The organism is Mesorhizobium sp. RIZ17, assembly GCF_051127865.1.
Lineage (GTDB): Bacteria > Pseudomonadota > Alphaproteobacteria > Rhizobiales > Rhizobiaceae > Mesorhizobium > Mesorhizobium humile.
The window spans coordinates 4,702,978-4,726,197 of sequence record NZ_CP147861.1; the positions used below are offsets into that span (position 1 = coordinate 4,702,978).

General features: G+C 65.7%; 22 protein-coding genes and 1 pseudogene. 13 read left to right on the forward strand and 10 right to left on the reverse strand.

Annotation, left to right across the window (positions count from 1 at the left end):
- Positions 1–48: 48 nt before the first annotated feature.
- Positions 49–501, forward strand: coding sequence for a hypothetical protein (locus tag WDX12_RS22665; RefSeq protein WP_320296127.1), 453 nt, complete (start codon positions 49–51; stop codon positions 499–501).
- Between the two features lie 69 nt (positions 502–570).
- On the opposite strand, the gene WDX12_RS22670 is transcribed toward WDX12_RS22665, so the two are convergent.
- The 3 genes from WDX12_RS22670 to WDX12_RS22680 form a co-directional block, all read right to left on the reverse strand.
- Positions 571–1,557 carry an NAD-dependent epimerase/dehydratase family protein gene (locus tag WDX12_RS22670; protein WP_434722084.1) on the reverse strand — a complete coding sequence of 329 codons (987 nt, stop codon included), beginning with the start codon at positions 1,555–1,557 and terminating at the stop codon, positions 571–573.
- 81 nt (positions 1,558–1,638) lie between these two features.
- Complete coding sequence (locus WDX12_RS22675) at positions 1,639–2,787, reverse strand: amidohydrolase (RefSeq protein ID WP_320296125.1); 1,149 nt, start codon at positions 2,785–2,787, stop codon at positions 1,639–1,641.
- Between the two features lie 71 nt (positions 2,788–2,858).
- Positions 2,859–3,836, reverse strand: coding sequence for a GNAT family N-acetyltransferase (locus WDX12_RS22680; RefSeq protein ID WP_434722085.1), 978 nt, complete (start codon positions 3,834–3,836; stop codon positions 2,859–2,861).
- Between the two features lie 180 nt (positions 3,837–4,016).
- On the opposite strand from WDX12_RS22680, the gene WDX12_RS22685 reads away from it, so the two are divergent.
- The 3 genes from WDX12_RS22685 (at position 4,017) to WDX12_RS22695 (ending at position 8,939) form a co-directional block, all read left to right on the forward strand.
- On the forward strand, positions 4,017–5,975 hold the full coding sequence (locus WDX12_RS22685) for a putative bifunctional diguanylate cyclase/phosphodiesterase (RefSeq protein WP_434722086.1): 1,959 nt from the start codon (positions 4,017–4,019) through the stop codon (positions 5,973–5,975).
- A gap of 130 nt (positions 5,976–6,105) precedes the next feature.
- Positions 6,106–8,262 carry an ATP-binding cassette domain-containing protein gene (locus tag WDX12_RS22690; RefSeq protein WP_434722087.1) on the forward strand — a complete coding sequence of 719 codons (2,157 nt, stop codon included), beginning with the start codon at positions 6,106–6,108 and terminating at the stop codon, positions 8,260–8,262.
- 341 nt (positions 8,263–8,603) lie between these two features.
- Positions 8,604–8,939, forward strand: coding sequence for a nucleoside hydrolase (locus WDX12_RS22695; protein ID WP_434722088.1), 336 nt, complete (start codon positions 8,604–8,606; stop codon positions 8,937–8,939).
- Positions 8,940–9,007: 68 nt separating this feature from the next.
- Here WDX12_RS22695 and WDX12_RS22700 read toward each other — a convergent pair whose 3' ends face one another.
- From WDX12_RS22700 to WDX12_RS22710, 3 genes are all read right to left on the reverse strand, one after another.
- On the reverse strand, positions 9,008–9,544 hold the full coding sequence (locus WDX12_RS22700) for a hypothetical protein (protein WP_434722089.1): 537 nt from the start codon (positions 9,542–9,544) through the stop codon (positions 9,008–9,010).
- Positions 9,541–10,374, reverse strand: a complete 834-nt coding sequence (locus WDX12_RS22705) for an SPFH domain-containing protein (RefSeq protein ID WP_140804921.1) — start codon at positions 10,372–10,374, stop codon at positions 9,541–9,543. Before WDX12_RS22705 ends, WDX12_RS22700 begins: the two co-directional genes overlap by 4 nt.
- Before the next feature lie 99 nt (positions 10,375–10,473).
- The gene (locus WDX12_RS22710; protein WP_320296119.1) at positions 10,474–10,986 is read right to left on the reverse strand and encodes a hypothetical protein; all 513 of its coding nucleotides are present in this window, start codon (positions 10,984–10,986) and stop codon (positions 10,474–10,476) included.
- 601 nt (positions 10,987–11,587) lie between these two features.
- On the opposite strand from WDX12_RS22710, the gene WDX12_RS22715 reads away from it, so the two are divergent.
- The 8 genes and pseudogenes from WDX12_RS22715 to WDX12_RS22750 all read left to right on the forward strand — a co-directional run bounded on the left by WDX12_RS22715 (position 11,588) and on the right by WDX12_RS22750 (position 17,980).
- Complete coding sequence (locus WDX12_RS22715) at positions 11,588–12,010, forward strand: DOPA 4,5-dioxygenase family protein (protein ID WP_434722090.1); 423 nt, start codon at positions 11,588–11,590, stop codon at positions 12,008–12,010.
- Positions 12,011–12,353: 343 nt separating this feature from the next.
- The gene (locus tag WDX12_RS22720) at positions 12,354–14,393 is read left to right on the forward strand and encodes a hypothetical protein (RefSeq protein ID WP_434722091.1); all 2,040 of its coding nucleotides are present in this window, start codon (positions 12,354–12,356) and stop codon (positions 14,391–14,393) included.
- Between the two features lie 55 nt (positions 14,394–14,448).
- The gene (locus WDX12_RS22725) at positions 14,449–14,976 is read left to right on the forward strand and encodes a hypothetical protein (protein WP_320296116.1); all 528 of its coding nucleotides are present in this window, start codon (positions 14,449–14,451) and stop codon (positions 14,974–14,976) included.
- A gap of 50 nt (positions 14,977–15,026) precedes the next feature.
- Positions 15,027–15,339, forward strand: a pseudogene (locus tag WDX12_RS22730) (DOPA 4,5-dioxygenase family protein); the annotation flags it as partial.
- 241 nt (positions 15,340–15,580) lie between these two features.
- Positions 15,581–15,856, forward strand: coding sequence for a PepSY domain-containing protein (locus WDX12_RS22735; RefSeq protein ID WP_434722092.1), 276 nt, complete (start codon positions 15,581–15,583; stop codon positions 15,854–15,856).
- Positions 15,834–16,430 carry a cytochrome b/b6 domain-containing protein gene (locus WDX12_RS22740; RefSeq protein ID WP_434722093.1) on the forward strand — a complete coding sequence of 199 codons (597 nt, stop codon included), beginning with the start codon at positions 15,834–15,836 and terminating at the stop codon, positions 16,428–16,430. Before WDX12_RS22735 ends, WDX12_RS22740 begins: the two co-directional genes overlap by 23 nt.
- 126 nt (positions 16,431–16,556) lie before the next feature.
- On the forward strand, positions 16,557–17,093 hold the full coding sequence (locus WDX12_RS22745; protein ID WP_434722094.1) for a cytochrome b: 537 nt from the start codon (positions 16,557–16,559) through the stop codon (positions 17,091–17,093).
- A gap of 281 nt (positions 17,094–17,374) precedes the next feature.
- Positions 17,375–17,980: a flavodoxin domain-containing protein gene (locus WDX12_RS22750; protein ID WP_434722095.1), complete on the forward strand. Its 606-nt coding sequence runs from the start codon at positions 17,375–17,377 to the stop codon at positions 17,978–17,980.
- 105 nt (positions 17,981–18,085) lie between these two features.
- Here WDX12_RS22750 and WDX12_RS22755 read toward each other — a convergent pair whose 3' ends face one another.
- The 4 genes from WDX12_RS22755 to WDX12_RS22770 all read right to left on the reverse strand — a co-directional run bounded on the left by WDX12_RS22755 (position 18,086) and on the right by WDX12_RS22770 (position 22,170).
- Complete coding sequence (locus WDX12_RS22755; protein ID WP_434722096.1) at positions 18,086–18,331, reverse strand: MoaD/ThiS family protein; 246 nt, start codon at positions 18,329–18,331, stop codon at positions 18,086–18,088.
- A 235-nt stretch (positions 18,332–18,566) separates the two neighbouring features.
- Positions 18,567–20,831 (reverse strand): xanthine dehydrogenase family protein molybdopterin-binding subunit, encoded by a 2,265-nt coding sequence (locus WDX12_RS22760; RefSeq protein WP_320296110.1) that lies wholly within the window; start codon positions 20,829–20,831, stop codon positions 18,567–18,569.
- Between the two features lie 2 nt (positions 20,832–20,833).
- Positions 20,834–21,310 carry a (2Fe-2S)-binding protein gene (locus tag WDX12_RS22765; protein WP_127865144.1) on the reverse strand — a complete coding sequence of 159 codons (477 nt, stop codon included), beginning with the start codon at positions 21,308–21,310 and terminating at the stop codon, positions 20,834–20,836.
- Positions 21,310–22,170 carry an FAD binding domain-containing protein gene (locus tag WDX12_RS22770; RefSeq protein WP_434722097.1) on the reverse strand — a complete coding sequence of 287 codons (861 nt, stop codon included), beginning with the start codon at positions 22,168–22,170 and terminating at the stop codon, positions 21,310–21,312. The genes WDX12_RS22765 and WDX12_RS22770 overlap by 1 nt, the downstream gene beginning before the upstream one ends.
- 197 nt (positions 22,171–22,367) lie before the next feature.
- Here WDX12_RS22770 and WDX12_RS22775 point away from each other — a divergent pair, with 197 nt between their 5' ends.
- Complete coding sequence (locus WDX12_RS22775; RefSeq protein ID WP_434722098.1) at positions 22,368–23,204, forward strand: tetratricopeptide repeat protein; 837 nt, start codon at positions 22,368–22,370, stop codon at positions 23,202–23,204.
- Positions 23,205–23,220 lie beyond the last annotated feature (16 nt).

Genomic DNA, 23,220 nt, shown 5'->3' on the forward strand with positions numbered 1-23,220 from the left:
CGCCGCCCGTCGGCCGCTTCGGTGTCAGCCAGCTCGGAGAAAAGGATCATGCTCTATATCAGCGTTCTCGATATTCACGCCTTCGGCATGATGTCTGCCGCGGTGCTGTTCCTGGCGGTTGAACTCCTGCTGTTCGCCAGTGGCGGGGAGGGCGTGAAAATGGCGCGCTATACGCTCAGCGCCAGCCGCGTCGGCAACCTGCTTGCAATGGTCGGCATGCTTGCCGGCATCGCGTTGGTCTATCTCGGCAGCTGGCCGCTCACAACGCCATGGCTGCTGCTGTCCTTCGCCCTGATTGCCGCCATGATGATTGTCAGCCGGCGCTTCGTGCAGCCGTGGCAAGCGAAGTTCCAGGCGGCGGTGGCGGGTGTGTCAACCCCCGATCTCGCCGCGCTGGCCGGTGACGGCAGGGCGCGTGTTGGCCGCGTCGCCGTGATTGCCTTGTTCGTGCTCGTGGCGGCGGTGATGATGCTGAAACCGGACCTGGCGCCGATGGGCTAGCGGCATCACGACACCGGCCATTTGTGCGCAAGCACCTGTCGATGTCGTGGCCCTTCGCGGCACTGATCGTCAGCCGCCTTTGCTCGCAAAGTCGTCATCGGGGCCAACGATCTTCCCGGCGGCTATAAGCGCACGGACGGACTCGTGGATCGCCTCGAAGCTCGTATAGCGGGGCTGGTAGCCGAGACGCTGGCGGCTTTTCTCGATCGAGTGGCAGGAGCTTCGGATGACGTGCCCTCGCGAGCCCACGGCATCGTCGCCTTCCAGGTCGAGGATCCATTCGTCGAAGGGTTTGAACGCGATGCGCGGCTCCTTGCCGAACCAGCGATAGACGGTTTCGGCGTAGCCCCTGAGCGTGACGGCCTGCTCGGAAACCGTGTTGAATGCCTCGCCGATCGATGCCGCCCGGTTTTCGATCGCGCGGATGATCCATTGGGCGACGTCGTCGGCGTGAACATGGTGCAACGTCTCCAGTCCGAGGTTCGGCAGGACCAGCTCATCACCACGCGCGATCAGGGAAAAAACGGCCGGATTGGCGTTGCCGATCGGGTTGATCGGATTCCATCCCTCGCCGACGATATGGCCCGGCCGAAAGCAGGTCGCGGGAAAGCCGGTCAGTCGTGCCTGCCGCAGCAGCCAGGCCTCGATCGCTGCCTTGTTCGCCCCGTAGGTGTCGATGGGATTCGGCGGGTCCGCCTCAATCGACGGAACCGCGAAGAAACGGCCATAGACCCAGATCGAGCTGCAGAACAGATAATGCTCGATCTTGCCGCGCAGCGCCTCGACCAATTGTTGGGCGCTGGGCAGATCGAACGATATCATGTCGATAACGATCTCCGGACGCAGCTCCGCGATCATCGTGCCGAACCGCCCCGCCTTCTCTTCGGCGACGCGGTCGATGACGATGTTCTCGATAGCTTGCCAGGCAAAATGCGGACGATAGGGCACCGCGGTGCCGCGGCTTACATTCACGACCTCATGTCGGAGTTCGACGAGCCGCGGCACAAGATAGCTTCCGACGTGGCCGCTGCCTCCGATGACGACGATGCGCGACATGTGTTGCTCCTGCTGGCATGATTTCAGGGATTTGGCTCCGCCGGGATGTAGCTAAGGCTTGTCGGGGCGGAAGCCAGCCGCTCATCCCAGCAAATTGCGCGCCGTACGCATGAAAATGCGCGAACCGATCGGGATCAGGTCGTCCGGAAAATCGTAGTCGGGATTGTGCAGCGAGGGGGTGCGCTCGCCGGCGCCGAGGAAGAACATCGCCGACTTGGCATTGTGGCCGAAGATGCCAAAATCCTCCGAGGCGCGCATCGGCAGCGTTTCTTCGCTGCGTAAAACGCCTTCCTCGTCGAGCGCACGGTTGAGGTGCTCGACCGCGTCCGGCGCATTGACGCTGGCGACGAAGATTTCGTGATAGTCGAAGCGCACGGCAAGACCGTGCCTGGCGGCGATTTTTGCCGCAAGCGCTTCCGCGGCGGCGACCTGCTCGGCCATGCGCTCGTCGCGGCGGGTGCGCAGCGTCGCCCACACTTCGGCATAGCCGGGCGCGATGCCGAACACGGCTTCGCCCATCGCGCAATGGGTCACGGTCACCATGCCGAAATCCTCATCGTTGAAGGTTCCGCGCCCAAGCGCTGGGAGCGCCGGCATCAGCTCGCTCATCGCCGGCATCGGCGAGGTGCCGGTTTCGGGCATCGAGGAATGCGCCGTCTTGCCTTCGAGCACGATGCGCATGCCGCGCGAGGCGCAGTTGACGGTGCCGGCCTTGAGCCGCACCTCGCCGAACGGCACGCCCGGCAGGTTGTGCAGCGAAAACGCGAAATCAGGCTGGATCTCGCCAAAGCGCGGATCGGCGACGACGCCGGCCGCGCCGTTGCCGGTCTCCTCGGCCGGCTGGAACATCAGCACGACGCGGCCGCGTGCCGGCCGTTCGCGCCCGAACTGGCGGCCGAGCGCCGCCAGGATCGCGGTGTGCCCGTCATGACCGCACATATGCGACTTGCCCGGCACCTGCGAGGCATGCGCCACGCCCGAAAGCTCCTCGATCGGCAGTGCGTCGAGCTCCGAGCGGAACAGCACCGTCGGTCCGGCCTGACCGCTGTCATAAACTGCTGCCACGCCGTGGCCGCCGAGCCCCGTCAGCACCTTGTCCGGTCCCGTGTCGGCGAGGAAGGCGACGACCTCGCTCGCTGTCTTCTCCTCCTCATTCGAGATTTCCGGCTGGCGGTGCAGCTTACGCCGCCATTCGGTCAGCTCGACGACGTCTCGATTGGTAAGGGTCATGGGTTGGGGCTCCGATTGGCTTGCCGGTCACACAAACACGATAGGGTTTTCTCACGCCGTGCCATGGCGGTCTATTCGGATGGTCCATCGGCAACCGCGAAATCAATGCCGCTATCTCCCACCTTCACCTGCGGCAGGTCGCGGCTGATCGGGCGGAAGCCGACGCCGTAATACATGTTCCGGGCGGCCGGATCCGCCGGCGCGCCGCGGCAGGCGACCAGCATGCGCGTGGCGCCGGCCGCCCTGGCGAGCTGCATGCCGTGCAATTGCAAGGCGGTGCCCAGGCCGCGCCGGCGAAAATCGCGATGCGTGCCGACGGGCTCGAATTCGGCGGTCCGCGTCGCCTCGTCCAGCCAGATGATCGCGGTGGCGGCCAGCGTGCCGTCGGGCGCGGCGACGAGCACATGCAGGTCGCCTCGGTACGGCCAGGTCCGCCGCACGCGCTCGAACGTCGCCTCGTTGAAGCGCGACGCATGCCAGGCCTGGCGATGCGCCTCTACCGCGTCGGCTGCCGAAACGTCGTTGGCGTTCAGGAACCGAAACCCTTCGGGCAGCGCCGGATCGGGCAGGTCAGTCAATTCCCGTGTGTTGAACTGCACCCAGGGGCCGTCATCCGCGCCGGCTTCCGCATCGAAGGCGTAACCATGCGCGGCGACAATACGCTGCGCCTCGATGTCGGCGGATTGCACCGTCAGCAGCCGGTCGACGCTGCCGGCGACGTCGTCGTACCAGTCGAGGATTTCGCCAAGCATCGCAGCGCGGTCCGGATGCGTCTGCCAGGTCAGGTTGGCGGTCTCGACCTCGAGCACGGTGCCGTCGCCGCGCGGCACCCGATGAGGCAGGCAGGCCCATCCCCACGCTGCCAGCCGCCCATCGGCGAACCACATGCGGTGGTGCCAGAACGGGCAGAGCGCGTCGAAATCCTTGGCCCAGACCCAGGCCAGCTCGCCGACGGTCGCATCGCCGTTGAGCAGTTCCGGCCGCAGCGCCGTCACGCCCTGCGCGAGGCCCTGCATCAGCCTGAGATCGGTCGGGCCAAGAGTTTCCATGTCGGCATCTTTTGCGAGAGCGCTCGTCCTGTCCACTCGGAACGCCGCCTGTTTTCTCCAAGCTCCTGGCGCCGAGCGACCTTGATCGAAAAATGCGACGTAAACCGCTGAAATCCTTAACACGATTTTCATTCCGCTCGCCTAACCACTAGAACCATGGCGAAGCATGACGAGCGGCTGATGGCAGGTCTCTCCTCCGAGGGGCGCAGCGAAGCCGTTGAAGCAGGCATCCTGCGCGATCAGCTCGCCGACCTGGCCAAGGGCGTCTTCATCTCGATGCCCGTCGGCACGGTGCTCTCGGCCTTGATCCTGACGGTTCAGCTCTTGTCGGGCGGCGGCTTTGCCGCGGTGTTGTGGTTTATTGCGATCGCCTTGATCAATGGCGCGCGGCTGGTGCTTGCCGTCGCCCAATCGGAGGCGGCCGACGACAGGCCGGAGGCGGCGGGCGCCCGGCTTTCCCTCTATGGCTTGCTGGCGCTTGCCTCGGGCGTCGCCTGGTCGTTCCTGGCGCTGCTGAGCGACGGATACACCACGGCCCAGGCGCCGCTCTATCTGATTGTGCTTGCCGGTGCCTCGGCCGGTTCGGTCACCTATGGAACCTCCTACGCGCCGGCTTCGATCAACTTCATCGTGCTGCCGCTTCTCACCGCCGCCGGCTGCGTGTTCGCGAAAGGCGGCGTCGAAAATGCCGTGCTCGCCTTCACGATCCTGCTTTTCCTCGGCGGCATGATCCGAAGCGCGCTGCTCGGACAATCCCGTTTCCGCGAGACGAGCCGTCTCAAATACGAGGCGCGCGAATTCGCCGCCGAGATGGAGCGCAACTCAAGGCGCGACCCGCTGACGAACTTGCTCAACCGCTATGGCCTGGAGCAGGCGATCGCCAAGCTCGGCCATTCCGACGGCCCGTTCGTGGCCATGCTGATCGATCTCGACGGCTTCAAATCCGTCAACGACACCTATGGCCACAACATCGGCGACGACCTCCTGGTCAAGGTGGCGCGCCGGATCGAGGGCCACGCCCCGCAAGGTGCTACGATCGCGCGCATCGGCGGCGACGAGTTCGTGCTGCTTTTCTCGACCGGCAGATGTCCGCAGCAGGCCGGAGAGCTTGCATCGGCCATCATCGCGGCCATCGCCAACCCGGATCCGGAGCTGAATTCGGTGCGGGTCGGCGCCTCGATCGGCATCTATCAGGCGGAAAAGCCGCGCCTGACGGAAATGCTGCTCAAGGCCGACTTCGCACTCTATGCGGCCAAGCGCGGCGGCAGGAACGAATACTGCCTCTTCGACGCGGGGCTCGACGCGGCGCTGGAACGCAAGAACCGCATCGAGCGCGACCTGCGCGGCGCGATCGAAGCAGGCCGGCTCTGTTCCTGGTTCCAGCCGCTGGTGCGGCTCGACACCAGCGCGGTCGTCGGCTTCGAGGCGCTGCTGCGCTGGCATCACGATGTCCATGGCGCCATCTCGCCGCCCGAGATCGTCACCGCCGCGCGCGAAACCGGCCTGCTTTCGCTTTTGACCGAGACGGTGTTCCTCAACTGCTGCGCCATGATCGCAGAGCTGGTGAAACAGGGGCGCCGCGACGTCCGCGTCGCGATGAACCTTTCGCCGCGCGAGCTGGAGGCCGGCAATGTCGACGACATGATCCTTACAGGCCTGCGCAAGAACAATGTGCCAGCCGCGATGCTCGAGATCGAGATCACCGAGGAGGCGCCGGTCGACCGCGATCGGGTCGACGAAAAGGTCGGGCGCCTGGCGGATGCCGGCATATCGATCGTGCTCGACGATTTCGGCACCGGCTTCTCGACCCTGGTGTCGTTGAAGGACAGCCGCATCCGCAAGATCAAGATCGACAAGGATTTCGTGCACGACCTGGCGAAATCCGTGGAGGACCAGGCGCTCGTCGAGGCGGTCATCGGCCTTGGCCGCACGCTGGGCATCGAGGTGATGGCCGAGGGCGTCGAGACCGACGCCGACCGCATGATCCTGCGCTCGCTGGGCTGCATGATCGCGCAGGGCTATCTGTTTTCGGCGGCGCTGCCGATGCGCGACGCGCTGGCCTTCGACGCGGCCCGCAAGTCTGCCGCCGAAGCTCATTTTGAGCCGCTCCGCAATCCCCGGAGCGGCAACGCCGCCTGATCGGCCGCCCGAACGAGGCCGCTCACGCGCACACCCGGCATCGTTCGGCCAGCAATGAGCTCCGAAAGGGCAGAGTAGCCGCGCGAGCGGCAGCGATGAAACCTTTTGATTTGCAGGCCGTTGTCGCGCGATGCCCCCGGCCAAGTCCAAACCGAAACCGACCGACAGAGCCACACCGCGCGCTGCAGGCAAGCCGCACCCGGCGGAGTTGCGCCACGAGAAGCCGCGCAAGGTGCAGGCGCGCGGCACCCCGAAATCGCGCCCGGACAAAGCTCAGGAAGACAAAGCGCTGGAAGACAAGGTGCTGGAAGGCAAGGCGCAACAGGAGAAGGCGCCGCCACCGGCCGACAAGAAGCCGCGCGAAGAGCAGCCACCTGCCGCCGATGCCGCGCCGGAAGCCATCGGCCATGCCGGGTCGCCGCCGCCCGAGGCCGCTGAACCGGATCCCGAGCTTTCGCCCGAGGAGGCCGAGCGGGCGCGCAAGAAGTACCTTTTGCGGCGCTTCTGGATCAGCGGGCGCGGCTATTGGGGTTTGCGCGGCGACAGGCTCGCCTGGCCGCTGACGATCGGGCTGCTGACGCTGATCTGCGTCAATGTCGGCTTCCAGTATGGCATCAACCGCTGGAACCGCGCGATCTTCGACGCCATCGAGCAGCGCGACGCCCACACCGTCTATTGGCTGAGCGCCATCTTCCTGCCGTTGGTCGCCGGCAGCATCAGTCTGGTCGTGGCCCAGGTCTACCTGCGCATGACCATGCAGCGCCGCTGGCGTTCCTGGCTGACCACGGCGGTCATCCAGCGCTGGCTGGCCAGCGGCCGCTACTACCAGCTCAACCTCGTCAAGGGTGACCATGCCAACCCCGAGGCCCGCCTGACCGAGGATCTTCGCATCGCCACCGAATCGCCGGTCGATTTCATCGCCGGCGTCCTCAACGCCTTCCTGTCGGCTTCGACCTTCATCGTGGTGCTGTGGACCATCGGCGGCGCGCTGAGTTTTACGCTGAGCGGCTCCACGATCACCGTGCCCGGCTTCCTCGTCGTCACCGCGGTCATCTATGCCGCGATCACCTCGACCTCGATGTTCTTCATCGGCCGCCATTTCGTCGAGCTTTCCGAGGAGAAGAACCAGACGGAAGCCGAGTTTCGCTATGTTCTGACACGCGTGCGCGAGAACGGCGAAAGCATCGCGCTGCTCGGCGGCGAGGAGGAGGAGAACGCCGGCATCGACCGCTCCTTCGCCGCCGTGCTCGCCCGCTGGGCGCGGCTCACCGGCCAGCACATGCGTACCGCGCTCGTCTCGCAGGGCTCCAGCCTGTTCGCGCCGGTCGTGCCGGTGCTCCTGTGCGCGCCAAAATTCCTCGACGGCTCTATGACGCTCGGCCAGGTGATGCAGGCGGCCTCCGCTTTCGCCATTGTGCAGGGCGCCTTCGGCTGGCTGGTCGACAATTATCCGCGCCTGGCCGACTGGAATGCCTCGGCGCGCCGCATCGCCTCATTGATGATGTCGCTCGACGGGCTGGAGCGCGCCGAAGAGAACGACACGCTCGGTCGTATCCAGCGCGGCGAGACCGCGGACGGCGCCATGCTCAGCCTCAACAACCTTTCTGTGACGCTCGACGACGGCACCTCGGTGGTCAAGGAGACCGAGGTGGCGATCGAGCCCGGCGAGCGCGTCCTGGTCTCGGGCGAATCCGGCTCGGGCAAGTCGACCCTGGTGCGCGCCATCGCCGGCCTGTGGCCCTGGGGCAGCGGCAGCGTCGATTTCCACCCGGGCAAGCGGCTGTTCATGCTGCCGCAGCGCCCCTACATCCCGTCCGGCACGCTGCGCCGCGCCACCGCCTATCCTGCCGCCGCCGACAACTGGAAGACCAAGGAGATTGCCGCCGCCCTCGACAAGGTCGGCCTCTCCTATCTGAAGGACCGGCTGGAGGAGGAGGCGCCCTGGGACCAGACGCTGTCGGGCGGCGAAAAGCAGCGCCTGGCCTTCGCCCGCCTTCTGCTGCACGCGCCCGACATCGTCGTGCTCGACGAGGCGACCTCGGCGCTGGACGAGAAGAGCCAGGACAAGATGATGCGGACGGTGATCGAGGAGCTGCCCAGGGTCACCATCGTCAGCGTGGCACACCGCGCCGAGCTGGAAGCGTTTCATACGCGAAAGATCACGCTCGAACGGCGCCAGGGCGGGGCGCGGCTGGTCAGCGATGTCGAGCTTGTGTCGAGGAAGCGTAAGCGCGGCCTGCTGCAGCGCGCGCTGTGGGGGAGCGGGGCGAACGGCGGCAAAGGGTAGGGGAGCTCCAACGTTGTATGCAACCGCCGAGGGCGCTCCCCCGCTCCGTCTCGACGCTGCGCGCCGAGCCACCTCTCCCCCACCTTTGGCGGGGGCGAGGAAACGCCAATCGACGGGGGCGAGGAAATGCCAATCACCGAGGGGCACGACTTCGCAAGCTTGGGTTCCTCGCCCCCGACAGGGCGGGGGAGAGGTGGCTCGGCGAAGCCGAGACGGAGAGGGGGCAGCGCCGGCATCCGCGATATTGGACCCACCTCTGCGCCAACCAACAAACCTTGACGCCACAAGCCGCCCCAGTCTGTAATCTCGACAGACCCGGCCGACAGGAGGAGGACGCCATCATGGAAAAAATCATCCTGGATTGCGATCCGGGGCATGACGAGGCCATCGCCATTTTGCTGGCGGCCGGCAACCCGAACATCGACCTGCTCGGCATCACCACGGTTTCGGGCAACCACAATGTCGAGAACACCACGCGCAATGCGCTGGCGACATGCACGGCCTACGGCATCAAGGTGCCGGTGGCGAAGGGCTCGCCCGGCCCTTTGGTCAGCGATCAGGTGCTGGCGATCGAGATCCACGGCGAGACCGGGCTCGACGGCCCCGAGCTGCCACCGGCCTCCTTCGATCTCGACAGGCGCCATGCCGTCGACTTCACCGGAAGTTCTGCGACCTGATCGTCGACGCGGTCGAGCGGCTGAGCCGGCAAAAGGCGTGAGCCGGCCGGGGCCGGGTCACGCCGGCCTCACAGCAGGAACGTCTGCCGGTCGCGCAAGGTCGTCGCGATGGCGGCGATGCCGGTCTCTATCTCGCTTTTGCTGACCAGGATCGTATCGGCCGCAGCATTCTCGACCAGCGAGCGCAGCAGCTCCGCCTGGCCGACCAGCACCGCGTCCTTCTCGGCGAGCATGGCGAGCGTCGCGGCCTCCTGCCGGTAGCGCTGCGCCATGCGGTCGTTCTCCGGCACCGGCTGGTGGCGGATCAGCCCCTCCAGCCCGCCCACCTCGCGGCCCAGCCGCTCCAGCGCCTGGGCGTTGGCGACGACGGCCGGGTCGGGGAAGGGGTTGGCGCGGGTAGGGGGCGCGATGTTCTCGCGCCGGTAACGGCTCTCGGCCTCGTCGAGCCCCGCGCGCGCCCGGCCAAGCAGCGAGCACGCCATCTGGCGCACCCGCTGGTCGTCGGCCCGCAGCTGGTTTTCCTGCCGGTAGAAATTGTAGCCATAGCCGTAGAACAGGTTGATCCCGACCTGCGCCAGCGGCCCAGCCTCGTAGAAACGGCTCATCGCGTCGCGCCCACTTCGTCACCCAGCGGGTAAAAGCCGGTCGGCTGGCCGCCGATCTGGAACGGCACGCCGGCCGCCGCGTTCGGCGCCGAGACCAGGCCCTTGTCGGCCATGCGCAGCGCCAGGTAATATCGCACCGCCTCGATGGGGGTGAGCCCGATCGCCTGCAGCGAGATCAATTCGCGCATGCGCTCGTCGCGCGGCATGATCAGCACCTTGAGGTCGTTGAGCATGATGCCGTAGACCTTGAGGAAATCGGTGAGATGCGCCTTCACCGCCTCGCGCACGTCGCTGATGCGCTCGTTGACGTTCTCCATCTTGGTGACCTGGATGATCTGGTTGATCGCCTGCTCGATCGCCGGGCCGGCATAGTCGGCGATCTCCTTGGTATCGATCACAGCGCCCGCGAACGGCATGTGGGTGATGAGGTCGAGCGCCTCTTCCTTGCTGTCGATGTGGATGTAGTAGTCAACCACATAGGACATCTCCGCCATCTCGGCGCTGGTCGCCACGCCCTCGTTGCGCACCAGGAGCTTCGAGCGGTTGATGTAGATCACCTCGTAGACCCAGGGCGACGAACCGCCGAAGAAGCCTTGCACCACCGAGCCGACCAGCGGCTTGTCCGGCGTCTGCAGCGCGTATTGCCCCGTCTCGTAGACATTGAGCACCGCGCCGCGCGATTTCAGGATGCAGAAATGGTTGCTTTCGACGGTGAGCAGCGAGCCCGAAACGATGCTCTCGTCGACGATCTTCATCGCCACGGTCCTGGTGCCGAGCGCATCGGTACCGTCGCGCTGCAGAGACGTGATGACCTGCCTGGTGATTGCCATTGGACTTTCCCTCGCTTGGTTGGAGGCGCACCCGCCTCATGGATTTACGTTGCAAAACAGAGAGTTGGAGCGGACAGACGATTCAGGATGGCAGCCGCGCTAACGCGGCGAACAGAGGCCCTTGCCCCTGAAGGATTGTTCGAGCCGCGCGGTGCGGTCGCTGCGCTGCCGGTAGCCGCCATCGCCGTCGAGCAGATATTTGGCGCGCTGCTTGCCTTGTGCCTGCGCTGCCGCCTTCTTCGACTGCTTGGCTGACGCCTGCCTGAGCGGCTTCAGCACCTCGGCCGCCCTGCGCTCGATCTCGCCGGTGAGGCCTGACTCCTGCAAGGCGCGGCTGACGGCCTGCCCGAGCAGTTCCCGCCCGGTCTCGCCAAGCAGCCCTTCGCCAAGCAGGCCTTTTTCGCCGAGGAAGCTCGAAACCGCTTCGGCGACATCGGCGATCTCGTCGCCTTCGGCATCGTCGTCGGTGTCGTCGGAAGAAGCGGTCCGCTGCGCAGCGCGCCGGCCGCCCTCCGGTCGAACGCTTTTCGGTCGAACCCCTTTCGCCCGACCCTTGGCGAACCACTGCCAGGCGACGAAGCCGAGCGCGAGCACAAACAGAAGATGCGACATGCCAAACCCCGATGAAATCGCCAAAACTCAAAATCGAAGGGAGTGGGGCAAGCGGTAGTCAACAACGAGACCCGGGACTGTGCCCGATTTCACAATGTCGCGGGGTGCCGTTTCGCTCGGCTCCGCTCGGTGGTCCGCCTTGGTTGCCCGCTTTGAAGATGCCGGAACGCGCCCGCTTCAGCGCGCGTTGCCGCCCGTTTCCGGGCGCCAACGGCCACGCCTGAGGCGTATCAAAAGCCGTTCCGTCGCCGATCCCCCTCCATCCCTTGCCTCATTCACAAAGACATTCTCTTCGCCGGACGGGGCTGTCCGGGAACCATGGATGGCATGCTGCCATCGTTGATAAGCGAAGACTGAAATACCCGCCATACACATTGTCGCGAGCGGCCGGCGGCGCCCCTTTTCCTCGCCCCCGCAAAGCGGGGGAGAGGGTGGCCGCGTAGCGGACGGAGAGGGGGCAGCGCCAGCGTATGTCATCACGCGCCAACCATGCCGATGCTAAACAGTCTGTAGAGCGGCTCGCCGTTTCCAGGAAGCGAAGAACCGCTTAGAGTTCCACCGAGCACGACAGACCGGGATCACCGGGGAGGGGAACATCGCGATGAAAGACGCCACGCCGCTTGATCCGAGACCGCTTGCTGAGATCGCCAGCTATCACGCCCACATCTACTACGGTGATGCTGCCCAGCGCCGGCAGGCCGAATGGCTGCGCGAGCGCATCGGCGAGCGTTTTCGCGTGCGGCTGGGCAACTGGCGCGACGAGCCGGTCGGCCCGCATGAGCAGGCCATGTACCAGGTCTCCTTCGCCACCGAAATCTTCGCTACGCTCGTCCCCTGGCTGATGCTGAACCACGGGGGCCTGAGCATCCTCGTCCACCCCAACACCACCAACCCCAAGCGCGACCATTTGATCGACCCGATCTGGATCGGCCGCGCGCTCAGCGTGCATGGCGAGGCGCTGGGAGAGGAGGACGAGGCGGAAGAGGCGCTGGAGGTGAATACGCAGCCGACGCTGGGGGCGTGAGGGGGGCGCGTCCTCGCAGCCATGCACGCGGGACGAGAGAGCCAGAGCCCACGTCCCACGCGGCGTACCCCGGAAGCATCGGTCGGAATCAGCTTCATATATGCAGCTTAGCTAAAATATGCCATTCTGACATGGCGTGTTTGCCCAGTTACAATTAGAGCTACGCAAGGGGCAGCATAATCCAGGCTGGAAAAGCATTGACCACAGATCGGCCGTTACTGGTGATGTGCTCGAAACACACCCGCGATAAAGAGCTGCGGCGAGTGGTTCTACTGCTTGCCAAACTGACGGCCAGCACATAAGCCTGCATATCTGCGATCATTGATCCTCGGGGGAGGGGCTTGTGGCGAAAACAAAACAGCTCGCGACGAAATGCGCAGCGTTGTGCCTGGGCGCGGCGATCCTCGCCGTGCCGGTCGCCGAAGCGCTGGCCGACAACGTCGTAGCGGACGACCAGATCGTTCAGGGAAGCCTCTGCGTCGGGCTCGACTGCGTCGACAACGAGTCCTTCGGGTTCAACACGATCGTCGTGAAGGAAAACAACACACGCATCTACTTCGACGACACGAGCACGAACGCCGGATTCGCCGCCAATGACTGGGCGCTGATTGCGAACGATTCCGGCTCTGGTGGCGCCAACTACTTCGGCATCCAGGATGCGACGAGCAACAAGATGGTGTTCCGCGTCGATGCGGGCGCTCCCGAGAATGCGCTCTATGTCAGCAGCTCGGGGAATCTCGGGCTGGGCACGTCCAACCCGGCGCTTGGCCTGCAGATAACCCGAGGCGACACCCCAGCGATCCGCCTTGAGCAGACAAACGCCGCCGGCTTCACGGCTCAGACTTGGGACATCGGCGGCAACGAGGCGAATTTCTTCATACGCGACACGACGAACGGCAGCCGGCTTCCTTTCCGCATCCGGCCGGGCGCGCCGACAAGCAGCCTTGACATCGCAGCCAACGGCAATGTCGGTCTCGGCACCGCTTCCCCCGACAGCAAGCTGCATGTCTACGGCGACTCCTTGGAAGATACGTACGAGACGATCGGTGCGTCCTCCGCAGCCAACGCGGATGCGCTGACCTTCGGCTATGGCGGCGCGAGCTTCGGCGTCGGGACCTCGCTGATCAATGCGCATTCGGCCACCGGATCGAGCGGCCGGCTTCTCCTTGCAACCGATGGCGTGACGCGCATGACCATCGATGGAAATGGGAATGTGGGCATCGGCACGGATACGCCGGCCGCGGGCCTCGATGTCGTGGGCACTGTCCGCTTTTCATCGCTTGCGGGCTGCTCGTCCGGCATCGGCACCAATGCTTCGGGCGATCTGACCTGCATCACCGGCGGAAGCGGAAACCCGCCCTATTACGACACGACCGCCTCCGGCACGCAGCCGCACGCGAGCGGGACCAATTCCACCGCGGCCGGCTCGGCAAGCAACGCCAGCGGCACCAACGCCCTGGCCGGCGGCACCAACAATCAATCGCAGGGGGACAACACCACCGTCATCGGCTCCAACAACAGCGTCACGGGCGACGACAGCGGCGCCTTCGGCACCGGCAACACCGTCAAAGGCAATGGCAGCTACGCGATCGGCGATCCCAACGTTGTCAATGGCGACAAGTCCTTCGTCTACGGCGACGACAACGCCGTCAACGCCCCGGATGTCGCCGGCAACGGCGACGGTATCCAAGTGTTCGGCTCGAACAACACTGTCGCAAGCACCACCAATTCCTCCGGATCGGTGGTGATCGGATCGGGTAACACGGTCAACGCCGCCAACACCATCGCGCTCGGCAATGGAACGACGGTGACCGGCGCCAATGCAATCGCCATGGGAGCGGGCGCATCCTCGGCCGGCCTGAACGCGGTTGCGATCGGCCCGGGTGCCAGCGCCGGCTATGCGGGATCGGCCGCCTATGGCTCGGGCGCCGTCGCGACAAGGCAGAACGAGCAGGTGTTCGGAACGGCGAGCAACACCTATGCGATGCCCGGCTTGACGTCGGCGGCGAGCTCATCCGCTCAAACCGGCGCGATCGAGATCGTCACCACCGATTCCAGCGGCAATCTCGCCTCGGTGACCCCGGGCGCTCTCGGCTTTGCCGACCCTGCGCAATTCAACAGTCTCAACTCGCGCATCGACAGCGTCGGCAGCCGCGCCTATTCCGGCGTCGCCATGGCGATGGCGCTGGCCGGCGCCCCGACCGTGCTTGCGGACGAAAAATTCGTCACCACCTTGAACTGGGGCACGTTCGAAGGAGCCAACGCCTTTGCGCTCAGCGCGGGCGCCCGGCTCGGCTCGCAGCTCCAGTTGAATGGCGGCATCGCCTTCGATCCCAACCAGCATATGGCCGGCGGACGGCTGGGCCTGAGGATGAGCTGGTAGGAAGCGGACCCGCCGGCTGGACATGATGATCCCAATGCGAACAGTCACAATCCTCTTGGCGGCGACGCTGGTCGTGTGCGCCGCCGGACTTGGCTTTGCCCAGACGCAGACTCAGGCGCCGGCGTCGGGCAAGAAGAAAGCGTCTTCGCCGGCCGCACCGGCCGCGCCAGCCTGGCCGGCAAATGCCGCGCAATCGATCTATCTCGCCCGCAGCACGATGATGGCTCTGCAACAGGCCGTGGAGACAGGCAACTTCACAGTGTTGAGGGACATGGGCTCGCCGGGCTTTCGCGCCCAGAACACCGCGGCCGACCTTGCCATCAGGTTCCAGGCGCTGCGCCAGTCCGGCGCCGATCTGACGGCGGTTGCCGTCGTCGCCCCGCAACTGTCCACGCCGCCCTTTCTCGATCCCCAGAAGCAGCTGCACCTTGTTGGCCTGTTTCCCACGCAGCCACTGGAGATCGATTTCGACCTCTCCTTCGAAAACGTCGACAACCGCTGGCGGGTCTCCGCCATCGGCGTAACGGCTGCCCCGGCGCCGAAAGCGCCGGATGCGGGCGATAAGGGTAAGGCGGCGAAATAGGCTGCGCGGCTGGCCACGATATTCCAGAGGAAACCAGCATGACGCCGCCGCGCCGGCGCATCGGCGAACGTTTTCGCGTGCGGCTCGGCAACTGGCGCGACGAGCCGGTCGGCCCGCATGAGCAGGCCATGTACCAGGTCTCCTTCGCCACCGAGATCTTCGCCTCGCTCGTCCCCTGGCTGATGCTGAACCACGACGGCTTGAGCATCCTCATCCACCCCAACACCAGCAACCCCAAGCGCGACCATCTGATCGACCCGATCTGGATCGGCCATGCGCTCGGCGTGCATGGCGAGGTGCTGGGCGAGGCGGAAGAGGCGGAAGAGGCTGGAGGTGAATACCGAGCCGACACTGGGAGTGTGAGGGGGTTCTATCGCGCCGCCAAGCGCGCGCGGTTGCTTGTCGCCGATGGTCGGCGCTTGGGCGCCTCCGCGGTCGTCCTGGCCAGGCATGCTGGCCGCCGGCCTTGCCGGCTTCCGGAACGATTGTCAGGCGGTTGTCAGGTTGGATTCGCTATGCCGCGCCAATGACGTGCGCAAGCCGTCATGGCCTGTCGGCCGAAATACCGGTCGCACGTCAACTTCCCCAACCGAATGGAGCTCTCATGTATCGCACTCTCGTTCTTGCCGCCCTCGCGGGCCTGATCGCCGGACCGGCCCTGGCTGCCGGCACCTGCAGCACGGCCGCGAAATCGAAGTTCCAGCCCAAGACGACGCTCGAGGCGCAGTTGAAAGGCGAAGGCCTGACCGTGCGCCAGATCAAGACCGAGAAGGGCTGCTACGAGGTCTATGCGGTCGACAAGTCCGGCAAGAAGGTCAACGCCGCCTACAATGCCGAGACCCTCGAGAAGCTCGACAATGCCGAAGCCGGCGAAAACTGATCGGGCCTTGCCCCCACAAGCAGGCGCGCGCCCGTCTCACGATGTGGTGCGCGTCTGGGACCGGGTCGTGCGCGGCTTCCATTGGGCGCTCGTGCTGAGCTTCGCCGTCGCGTGGTTCACCTCCGAGGGCGCCGAGGACATCCACCACTGGGCCGGATACGCCGCCGCCTCGCTTGTTGCGCTGCGGCTGGTGTGGGGCGTCGTCGGCACGCGGTATGCGCGCTTCTCGCAATTCGTGCGCGATCCCGCCACGGTGCTGTGCTATCTCGCCGCCATAATCAAAGGCAGCGAAGCCCGCTATATCGGCCACAACCCGGCGGGCGGCGCGATGGTTGTCGTGCTGATGGCCATGATGGCCTGCGTGGCGCTGACCGGGTGGATGATGACGACGGACGCCTATTTCGGCGTGTCCTGGGTGGAGGATGCGCACAGCCTGGCCGCGCACGGCCTGCTGGTGCTCGTGTTCCTCCACATTGGCGGCGTGGCGCTGGCAAGCCTTCGCCATCGCGAGAACCTGGTTCGGGCGATGATCACCGGGCGCAAGCGCAAAGCGGCGTCCGCCGACATCGCCTGACCGCGCCTGAACGGCAACCGCGGGCGCCTGCCTGGGAGCCCGCGGGAACATAATATCAGCTTGCGCGATTATTCCGGGCGCTCCCGGCCCTGGATACGCGCGAGCCTTGCAAGACGGAGAAGCCCGATGCGGCGCTATACACAGATCACCATCGCCATCCACTGGCTTACCGCCGTGCTGGTCGTCATTGCCTGGTTCACCGCGGTCGGCGGGCGCCATGCGCGCACCGACCCCTCCTATGTGCATTTCACCGTCGGCCTTGCCGTGCTGGTGCTGGTCGTGCCGCGCCTCCTGGCGCGCTGGCTGGGGGCGGCGCCCCATGTCGAGGAGCCGCAGAGCCGCTGGATGGACCTTGCCGCGCGCGCCGGACACACGCTGCTCTATCTGTTCCTCATCGCGCTGCCGCTCAGCGGCTGGTATGCCGCCTCGCGCCTCGGCCTCCCGGTCTCCTTCCTGGGGATCGACCTGCCAGCCCTTGCCACGCCCGTGCAGGGCGCGCCCGGCCAGATCGCCGACCTGCACGAAACCGGCGGCACGCTGATCCTGTGGCTGGCCGGCGCCCATGCGCTGGTCGCGATATGGCACCAGTTCGTCATCAAGGACGGAACGCTGGAACGGATGAACCCGCTCGTGTCGAACGACCTCGCCGGCGGCCGCGAATAGTCGCCGAAAGGGCAGAGCGAGGGGCCGCGCCAGCGCATCGGCGAGTATTTCCGGGTGCGCCTCGGCAACTGGCGTGACGAGCCGGTCGGCCCGCATGAGCAGGCCATGTACCGGTCTCCTTCGCCACCGGGATCTTCGCGACGCTGGTTCCCTGGCCGCGCGCACCGCGGGGGGCTCGCCAGGCAGCGATGCGGACCGCCAGTTCAGTCTTCGTTGCTTGGTTGCTCCAGCACCCAGGCCGCAGCGAAAATCGGTTCGTGAAGCCTGTTCCATGGGCTATAATGCCGCCGTTGGAGTACCGGCATGCCGGGCGTATCGATCGTCCCCATCAATGTCTCTTCCACTGTCGGAGGGATATCATGAACGTTCTGATAGTCTTTGGAACGACGGAAGGGCAGACGAAGAAGGTTGCCGAGCGGGTGGCAGCGCATTTTCGTGGGCGCGGGCACCATGTGGAGTTGCAGGATAGCGCGGCGCTTGCATCCGATTTGGAGCTTGGACATGTCGACGCATTCGTCATCGCCGCATCGGTCCACCAGGAGCACCACCAGGAAGCCGTCACGAACTTCGTGTTTGCGCATCACGACCTGCTGAGCACCAGGCCTTCCGCCCTCATATCCGTCAGCCTGTCGGCGGCGCTGGAAGGCCACGAGGCAGACGCTCAAAGATACGTGGATCGCTTCGTCTCGGTGACGGCGTGGCAACCGCGCATGACCCTGCTTCTCGGCGGCGCCTTGCGCTTCTCCAAGTACGATTTCTTTCAGGAGCAGTTCGTCAAATTCGTCGTCATGAAGAGCGGCGATCCGAACATCGAGCGCGATCACGAATTCACCGACTGGAACGCGCTCGCCAACTTCGCCGATCGATTCCTTGAGACGATCGGCTAGAGCGTTTCACCAGGCGTCGCAGATGGCAGGCGCTGATTTGGCACTATCCCGAAGTCCGCACGACAGCCAACTCACAGACATCGAGACTGCGATCTCGTTCTCCGCCTATCCCCCAGCCAATCTCGGCAGCAAAAAAATCTCCGCCCCCGGCGGCAGCTCCTTGCTCCACGTATCGCGATAGATCGTCCCGTCGATCGCGACCGCTATCCCGCGGTCGATCCACGGCTCGATCCCGGGATACTGTTCCGCCAGCTTGCGGAACAGCTCCCTGATGTCCTTGGCGTCGATGTCGTGCTTGGCCTTGCCCCCGGCGACGGCGCTGAGCGAGCCCCAAAGGGTAACTTCGACCATCAGACCCTCAAGCTGCGTCGATATTCAGGTGAGGCCGGCCTGCGAAGGACGGCTTCCTGCGCTTCCGGCCTTCGCCGGCCGAAGCACTCGTAAGCCGCCGCGCAGCCAAAGCTACGGCCGGCGTAGGCCGGTGCTCACGTACTTCAAGTACGCTCCGCTCCGGTTCTCGCAAGCCATCATTCTCGGCTCGGCCTGACCTGAATCTCAACACAGCTTACCCTAGCTTGGCTACCTCTCAGCCTTCCCGTTCCGCGTCGAGCGCCGCGAGAATGCGCGGCGGCGACATCGGGATGTGGGTCATGCGCACGCCGACCGCGTTCGACACCGCATTGGCGATTGCCGCCAGCGGCGGCACGATCGAGGTTTCGCCCACGCCGCGCACGCCATAGGGGTGGTTGGGATTGGGGATTTCCAGGATCTGCGTGTCGATCATCGGCAGGTCGGAGCACACCGGGATGCGGTAGTCGAGGAAGCCCGCATTCTGCAGCCGCCCGTCCTTGCCGTAGATATACTCCTCGTTGAGCGCCCAGCCGATGCCTTGCGCAGCGCCACCCTGGTACTGGCCCTCGACATAGGTCGGGTGCACCGCCTTGCCGGCATCCTGCACCACCGTGTAGCGGATCACCCGGGCAGCACCTGTCTCGGGGTCGACCTCGATGTCGCAGATATGGGTGGCGAAGGAGACGCCGGCGCCGTCGGCGACGAGCTCGCTATGGCCGGCGATCGGGCCGCCGGTGGTGCCCGACTTGGCCGCGATGTCCTTGAGCGACAGCGGCGACAGGTTGCCGTATTTCTCGCCCTTGGCGATGGCATGGCCCTTTTCCCAGGTGACGTCGTCGACCGGGATGTCCCACATTTGCGCCGCGCGATCCCTGAGGATCTTGATCGCGTTGCGCGCGGCCGAAATCGTCGCCATCGAGGAGGAGAAGGTGCCGCGGCTGCCGTCGGTCATGTCGTTGTAGCCGAGCGAAGACGTGTCGGCGACGATCGCCTTGACGTTGCCGTAGTCGATGCCGAGCTCCTCCGCCGCCACCAGCGACAGCGAGGCGCGGGAGCCGCCGACATCGACGGTGCCCACGGCCAGCGACACCGAGCCGTCCATGCCGATGTTCAAGTCGGTGCAGGTCTGGCCGCCGAAGTTGAACCAGAAGCCGCAGGCCATGCCGCGCCCCTGGTTCGCCTTGAGCGGCGCCTTCATGTGCGGATGCTTCTTCACCGCCTCCAGCGTCGGGCCGATGCCGATCGGCCCGTAGACCGGGCCGTAGGAGGCGCGCGTGCCTTCCTGCGCGGCGTTCTTGATGCGGAAGTCCACCGCGTCCATGCCGAGCTCCTTGGCGAGCTCGTCGATCGAGCTTTCCACCGCGAAGGCCGCCATCGGCGCCGAAGGCGCGCGATAGGCCGCCGTCTTCGGCCGGTTGACCAGCACTTCGAAGCCGACGGTCTTGACGTTCTCCAGCTTGTAGCAGGCGAACGCCGTCATCGCGCCGATCTCGGCCCAGGAGCCGGCATAGGGGCCGGCGCTATAGCGCAGCGTCGCTTCCGCGGCAGTGATGGTGCCGTCCTTCCTGGCGCCGATCCTGACGTCGATCGAAGTGGCGCTGGTCGGGCCCGACGCGCGAAAAACCTCGTCGCGGGTCATCACCAGCTTTACGGGACGGCCGGCCTTGCGGGAAAGGGCCAGCGCCACCGGCTCGGCCCAGACATGGGTCTTGCCGCCGAAACCGCCGCCGATCTCCGACGAGGTGACGCGCAGCTTCGAGGCTTCGAGCCCGAGCAGTTGGGCGCAGTGCTGGCGGTAGACGAAATGGCCCTGCGTGCAGACCCAAAGGTCCGCCGTGCCGTCCGGGTTGACGCTCGCCACGCAGGCATGCGGCTCGATATAGCCCTGATGCGTCTGCTCGGTCTTGAAGGAGCGCTCGACGATGAAATCGGCCTGGGCGAACCCCTTGTGCACATCGCCATGGCCGAACTGCGTGCGCTTGGTGACGTTGGAGGGTTTCGCCGGCTTTTCCTCGAGGCCCTCGGTGAAGACCTGGTCGTTGATCAGCGGCGCGTGGTGCTGCGCGGCCTCGTCGACATCGGTGACATGCGGCAGCACCTCATAGTCGACCTCGATCAGCTTCAGCGCCTGGCGGGCGATCCGGGCGTCGATCGCCGCCACCGCGGCCACCGCATGGCCGTCATAGAGCGCCTTCTTGCGCGCCATCGAGTTGTCGAGGATGTCGTACATGGCGGCGTCGCCATCGGTGAGGTCGGGCAGGTCCTTCGCCGTAATCACCGCCTTCACGCCGGCGAGCTTTTCCGCCTTCGAAGTGTCGATGCTCTTGATCACCGCATGCGCGTGCGGGCTGCGCAGCACGCGGCCGACCAACTGGCCGGCCATGTTGAAGTCGGCGCCGTAGCGGGCGCGTCCGGTCACCTTGTCGATGCCGTCGGGGCGGATCGGCCGCGTGCCGACCGAGGAGAAATTGCGTCCGGTAAAGCGCGGATCGAAATTCATGATCAGGCTCCCTTCATCACTTCAGCCGCGTCCTGGACGGCGCGCACAATCTTGTCATAGCCGGTGCAGCGGCACAGATTCCCCGCGAGACCGAAGCGGATTTCCTCCTCGGTGGGCGAGGGGTTCTTGGCCAAAAGGTCCTTCGCCGCAATCAGGAAACCTGGCGTGCAGATGCCGCATTGCAGGGCCGCGTGCTCCAGGAACTTCTGCTGCAGCGGATGCAGCTGGTCGCCATGCGCCATGCCTTCGATGGTCTCGACCTTGCGGCCCTCGGCTTCCGCGCCCAGCACCAGGCAGGAGCAGACCAGCCTGCCGTCGACGATGACGCTGCAGGCGCCGCAATCGCCGGTGCCGCAGCCTTCCTTGGCGCCCGTCAGGCCGAGGCGATCGCGCAGCACTTCAAGCAGCGTCTCGTCGGGCTGGCAAAGATATTCGACGGCGTCGCCGTTGATCGTGGTTGATACAGCTACACCGGCCATTATTTGCCTCCCGCACGCTTGTAGGCGATCGCGGCGGCTCTTTGCGCCAGCACGCCCGCGACTTTTCGTCTGAATTCGATGGTGCCGCGCTTGTCGTCGATCGGCCGGCAGGCGCCGGAGCAGATCTTGGCCAGCCGCTCCAGCGTTCCTTCGTCGAGCTTCGAGCCGACCAGCACCTGGCCAGCTTCCTCGACCAGCAGCACGGTCGGTGCGGCTGCGCCCAGCGCCACGCGGGCGCTTCTGATCGCGCCCTTCTCGTCGAGCGTCAGGTTCACGCCGGCGCTCACCACCGCGATGTCCATCTCGGTGCGCGGAATGAAGCGCAGATAGGCGTCGCCGGCATGTTCCGGCCGCTTCTCCAGCAGGATCGCCTCGATGATCTCGCCCTTGGCGAGAGACGTGCGGCCCGGTCCGGTCGGCACGGTCTCGACGGCAATTGTGCGCTTGCCCGAAGGCCCGACGACCACCCCCTTCGCGCCGGCCGCCACCAGCGCCGGCACGCTGTCGGCGGCAGGCGAGGCGTTGCACAGATTGCCGGTGATGGTGCAGCGGCCCTGCACCTGCTTCGAGCCGATCAGGTTGGCCGCTTCGACGACGCCAGGCCATGCCTTGCGCACCGCCTTGTTTTCGCCCAGCACCGCGCAGGGCACCGCGGCGCCGATACGAAAACCGTCGGCCGTTTCGCTGATGTCGGCCAGACCGCCTATTGCCTTGATGTCGACGATCAGCTCGGGCTCGATGAAGCCGCCCTTCATCCTCACCAGCAGGTCACTGCCCCCGGCCAGGATCGCGGCCGGGCCCACCGCCTTGGCGAGCTCGCCAACGGCATCTTCTATTGAAAGCGGACGTATGTAACGCATCGTCTCCCCTTGGTGGTCATAATCAGATCGCCCGTTATAAAGTGTCTGTTTATAATGACCATCCCGTTCGTGCATTGCACCACCCAAGTCAGGCAGGTTGGCCCTAATCCTGGCCTAATCTTCCAGGCTTGGGCGCCGGGACCACTCGTCTGCGTTGAGCCGGCCAGCCGCGCCACCATGGAGGGAGCTTCGATTCCATGACCAGCACCGGTCCAGTTGGCAGCGAGGATCTGGTCCGCCGCGCGGTGGCCGCCTTCAACTCCGGCGATCACGCCCAGGCGACGGATCTGTGCGAGCTTGGCCTGAAGCGGCACCCTGGCGATCCTGCGCTTTGCCATCTGCTGGCTGCGGTGTTGTTCGCCAGATCGGACCTGCCGGCGGCTCGGGCGCGGATCGAGGCGAGCCTTGCCAGCCGTCCGGACAATGTTCCCGCCCTGATCTTGGCGGGCAGGATCGCCCGCGCTGAAGGCCGCTTCGACGCGGCGTTGCAGATGCTCGATCGCGCCGCACGGCAGTCGTCCCGCGTGGAAATCCTTCTTGAGCAAGCGCGAACCTTCGATCAGGCGAGCGATGCCACGGCGGCAGGCGCGGCCTGGGACCGGGTCCTGCAAAGCGATCCGAAATCCGTGGAGGCGCTGGCGCGCCTCGGACGCCTGGCGTGGGAGCGTGGCGCGCCTGCCGAGGCCGAGGGCTTCCTCGTACGCGCCGTCGCTGGTGGCGGGCATCCGGCGCAATGGTTCGACCTCGGGCTGGTGCGTCAGGACATGCGCAAGTTCGAAGCCGCCGCCGAGGCCTACCGGCAGGTGCTGGCGAAGAGCCCGGACGCGGCGGAAGGTGCGGCCAATCTAGGCGTCGTCCTGCAGGAAATGGGTGACCTCGATCGCGCGATGGCGGCTTATTCGCAAGCCTATCGTCTCAGCCCGTCCACCTTCGGCATCATCGCCATGGCGCTCACCTCGGCGCCAAGCGGCCGGCTATGGCTCGATGAGGAAGCGCTGCGCCGCTTACTAGAGCAATTCGAGGAAAACGCGTAGCGGTTTTCCTTCCGGA